The sequence below is a fragment of the Agromyces binzhouensis genome (assembly GCF_004135055.1).
GTDB lineage: Bacteria > Actinomycetota > Actinomycetes > Actinomycetales > Microbacteriaceae > Agromyces > Agromyces binzhouensis.
Map to the genome: position 1 here is coordinate 1 of NZ_SDPL01000277.1, position 4,244 is coordinate 4,244.

The window sequence follows — 4,244 nt, forward strand, 5'->3', positions numbered from 1 at the left end:
CCGGCCGACCGACCGGGCGAGCGGGCCCCGGCGTCAGACCTCCACCGCAACGCCGTCGACCAGCCATCGAGCGCGATCGCGGATCTCCGGGCGGGCGCCGTCCACGGCGCGGCGCAGGCCCGCTTCGCCGTCACGGAAGTGCGACCAGCCGTCGTAGTGCGCGAGTGCCGCGACGCGCGGTGCGGCGAGGGCGATGAGCTCCACCGCCTCCCGGCCGTCCATCGTGTACCTCAGCGGCCCCGTCAGCCCGAACCGGACTCCGCCGACGTTGACGATCGCCACGTCGACGTCCAGCGACCGGACCGCGCGCCGCAGTCCGGCGTACAGCACGGTGTCGCCGCTCGCCCACAGCGCCACCCGGGCTTCCCCGGCGCGGCGCACGGCGAAGCCGACGACCTCGCCGACGATCGGGCGACTGAGCGGCGGCCCGTGGCGGCACGGCGTCGCGGTGACCTCGAGGTCGGGTAGCCCTGCCCGGGGTGCGGCGACGGTGACGTGCTCCCCCGCGCGCAGGCCGTCCACCGGCCCGACGCTCGATTCCGCCCCGAGCCGCCGGGCTCCGCCCCGGGTCGTGACGACACGGCCCGCCTCCCGGAGGAACGTTCGTCCGCGGTCGTCGAGGTTGTCGGCGTGGTGGTCGTGGCTCACGAGCACGAGGTCGACCGGGCCCACCTCGTCCGGCCCGAGTGCCGGACCGATCGTCTTCCGCGACGACGTCCCCCAGCCGAAATCGTACCTCCGACCGGGGGCGTCGAACGTCGGATCGACGAGGACGCGCCAGCCGTCGAGTTCGACGAGCACGGTCGGCCCGCCGATCCTGGTCAGCCGCATGCCGGCTCCGATCAGGCCCGGCCCACGGCCACCGGCCGCGCGTGGGCGAGCGCCCAGTCGAGCGCGTGGTCGGCGACCTCCTCCCAGCCGGGCTCGGCGCAGATCCAGTGCGAGCGTCCGGGGAACTCGACGTACTCGGTGATCGCGGGCGACTTGGCGTAGTGCTTCGCGTTCGACTTGTTGACCGAGGGCGGCATGATGTGGTCCTTCTCGCCGCCGATGAACAGCAGCGGCGCACGGTCCTCGGCGTAGTCGACCCAGGTCTCCTGCATGCCGGGCTTGAAGTTCGCGATGAGGCCGTAGGCCCAGATCCACTCGCCGGGCGCCGCGATCGCGTACTTCTCCCACACGGCGTCGGAGTCCTCGCGCGAGAGCGTGTTCGCGAACGCGTAGTGGAACTCCTCCGGGGTGAACGCGACCGCCTTGTGCCGGTTCGCGGGGTTCTTCAGTGCCGGGAACAGCGACTTCACCTGCGACAGCGGCGTCACGCGCACGCCCTCCGTGGGGGCGGAGTCCATCACGACGGCCGCCGCGCCGAGGCCCCGCGCGAGCAGGAGCTGGGTGAGGGTGCCGCCGAACGAGTGGCCCATGATGATCGGCGGCCGCGGCAGCGCCTCGATGACGCCGGCGAGGTGGTCGACGGTCTCGGGCACCGTGAGCTTCGCGATCACGTCGGGGTTCTCGCGCAACGCCTCGACCTCGATCTCGAAGCCGGGATATGCGGGCGTGAGCACGGTGAACCCCTTCTGCTCGAAGCGCTCCTTCCAGCCCTCCCAGCTGCGCGGGGTCATCCAGAGGCCGTGCACGAGCACGATGGTGTCGGGTGCGGCGGCGTCGGGGGTGGTCTCATCGGTCATGATCGGTGTCCTTCCGGGAGTGGGGTGCGTCGGGTCGGGTCGGGGCGGGGGCGGCTGCCGCGGCATCCGTCTCAGGAATCGATGAACGCGAGCAGGTCGGCGTGCAGCCGGTCGCGTTCGGTGTCGGGCAGGCCGTGCGCGCCGTCCTCGTAGACGAGCAGGGTCGCGCCGTCGACCATCTCGGCCGAGCGCTTGCCACCGACCTCGAACGGCACGACCTGGTCGTCGTCGCCGTGGATCACGAGCGTCGGCACGTCGACCTTCGCGAGGTCGTCGCGGAAGTCGGTCGCCGAGAACGCGGCGATGCACTCGTAGGCCGCGCGGTGGCCGCAGGCCATCGACTGCAGCCAGAACGCGTCGCGCGTGCCCTGCGAGACGTCGTTGTTGCGGTTGTTGCCGAAGAACGGCCCGTCCGCGAGGTCGCGGTAGAGCTGGGCCCGGTCGGATGCCTCGCCCGCGCGGATGCCGTCGAACACGTCGATCGGCAGGCCCTCCGGGTTGTCCTCCGTGCGCAGCATGAGCGGCGGCACCGCCGAGACGAGCACGAGCTTCGCGACGCGCGCGCTGCCGTGCCGGCCGAGGTAGTGCACGATCTCGCCGCCGCCCGTGGAGTGGCCGACCAGCGTGAGGTCGGTGAGGTCGAGGTGGTCGACGAGGCACGCGAGGTCGTCGGCGTAGGTGTCCATCTCGTTGCCGTTCCACGTGCGGCTCGAGCGACCGTGCCCCCGCCGGTCGTGGGCGATGGCGCGGTGCCCGTGCTCGGCGAGGAAGCGGGCGGCGGCGGCCCAGGCGTCCGAGTTCAGCGGCCAGCCGTGACTCAGCAGCACCGGGGTGCCCTCGGCGCCCCAGTCGGTGTAGAAGATCTCGGCTCCGTCATCGGCGGTGACGTACGGCATGGTGGCCTCCCGGTGGCTTCGAGCCCATGGCAGTGAGGTGAGCGGATGCCTCGATGCTCGCGCCCCGGCACGCCCGCCCGAACCACGTGGGGCGCGTAGTCGTGACCGCGCTCAGGCCGTGGGCAGGCGGTCGCCGAGTTGCCGACGCGACGTGACGCCGAGCTTCCGGAACACCTTGCGCAGGTGGTAGTCGACGGTGTTCGCGCTGATGAAGAGGGTCGCGCCGATCTCGGCGTTGGTGTGCCCGGCAGCCGCCATGCGGGCGACGTTCTCCTCCTGCGGGGTGAGCATCTCGGCGGCGGCGCCGGGCTCGCGGTGCGGCACGTGCTCGCCGGTCGCCTCCAGTTCGCGGCGCGCCCTCGCCGCGAAGGCGGGCGCCGCGATGCGCGTGAAGTGGTCGAGCGCGACGCGCAGGTGCTCGCGCGCCTCCCGGCGGCGCTTCATCCGGCGGAGCCACTCGCCGTAGACGAGGTGGGCGCGGGCGAGATCGGGCTGCGCCGTGGACTGCTGCAGGTGCCCGATCGCCGCGAGGTAGTGCGACTCGGCGTCGGCGTCGTCTGCGAGCAGCGCGGTGGAGCGTTCGGCGACGCCGAGGATCCACGGCGTCCCGCTCGCCGCGGCGAAGACGCGCAGCCGGTCGGCAGCGGCCGCGACCTCCGCGGGGCGACCTGCGCGCACCCCGGCCTCGACGAACTCGGGCAACTGCTGGTACGTGACCTGGAGGAACCTCCGCGCGACCATCGGCTCGAAGCGGTGGAATGCGTCGCGGTATCGGCCATCCGCGATCTCGCGAATGCCCAACCCGGTCATCGCGAGGGTCCAGACACCGCCGAACCCCGCCGCGAGCGCTCCCTCCGCCACCTGCTCGACCACCTCGGCGGGCGCGCCCGACCAGGCGAGGTACGCGGCGTTCACCACCTGCTCGGCGTCGTAGCCGATCGCCCGCCGGAGGTCGCGCACCTGCTCGACGTACCCGGCGGACGCCGCCGGGCCGGCGTGGTAGAGCTCGAGCAGGCTGAGCAGCCAGAGCGTCGTGTCGAGCACCTGGAGCGCCCCGGCCTCGCGAGCGGCCGCCGCCGTCCGTTCGAGCAGGCGGACGCAGGTCCTCACGTCCCACAGCCCCATCGTGAGCGCGACGCCGAAGTTGCCGAAGCCGAGCAGCTCGGCGTCGTCGGCCTCGACGAGCATGCCGACCGCCGCGCGCACGAGCGGAACGGCCTCCTCGTACGGCAGGAGGATGTGGGCGCCGATCGCGCGCAGCGCCGTGGCGAGTGGGCCGTCCGCGACATCGGCTCCTTCGGTCACGCGACGTCCGAGTTCGCGGAGCGTGACGTCGCGCGCCGCCCACTCCGCGGTCAGCAGCACCTCGAAGGCGCCGAGGAGCGCACGTTGCTCGAGGTCGGGCACGAGTCCGTGGAAGCGCTCCGCGGCGCGGAGCATGGTCGCCGAGGCGGTGAGCACTCCGTCGGCGTCGGCCAGGAACAGCGCCATCCCCACGCGGAGCATGAGCAGTCGACCCTCGCCGACCGGATCGAGCCGTGCGACGTCGATGCGCCCGATCAGCTCCCCTGCGAGCTGCGCGGCCCCGGCCGCCGTGGCGGCTTCGGCCGCGGCGAGCAGCCGCAGGTCGCGGGCGTCTCCGTCGGGCGTGAGGTCCGCC

4 protein-coding genes are annotated in these 4,244 nt (G+C 73.1%); all 4 read right to left on the minus strand.

Annotated features, from left to right (window positions below; translation table 11 throughout):
- Window positions 1–33 precede the first annotated feature (33 nt).
- Entirely contained in the window at window positions 34–831 is a 798-nt protein-coding gene (locus ESO86_RS12440; RefSeq protein ID WP_129235314.1) for an MBL fold metallo-hydrolase, read from the minus strand.
- Window positions 832–842: 11 nt separating this feature from the next.
- Window positions 843–1,688 (minus strand): alpha/beta hydrolase, encoded by an 846-nt coding sequence (locus ESO86_RS12445; protein WP_129235315.1) that lies wholly within the window; start codon window positions 1,686–1,688, stop codon window positions 843–845.
- A 71-nt stretch (window positions 1,689–1,759) separates the two neighbouring features.
- On the minus strand, window positions 1,760–2,584 hold the full coding sequence (locus tag ESO86_RS12450; protein ID WP_129235316.1) for an alpha/beta fold hydrolase: 825 nt from the start codon (window positions 2,582–2,584) through the stop codon (window positions 1,760–1,762).
- Between the two features lie 111 nt (window positions 2,585–2,695).
- On the minus strand, window positions 2,696–4,244 hold a 1,549-nt coding region (locus tag ESO86_RS12455; RefSeq protein WP_165307765.1), incomplete at its 5' end, for a helix-turn-helix transcriptional regulator.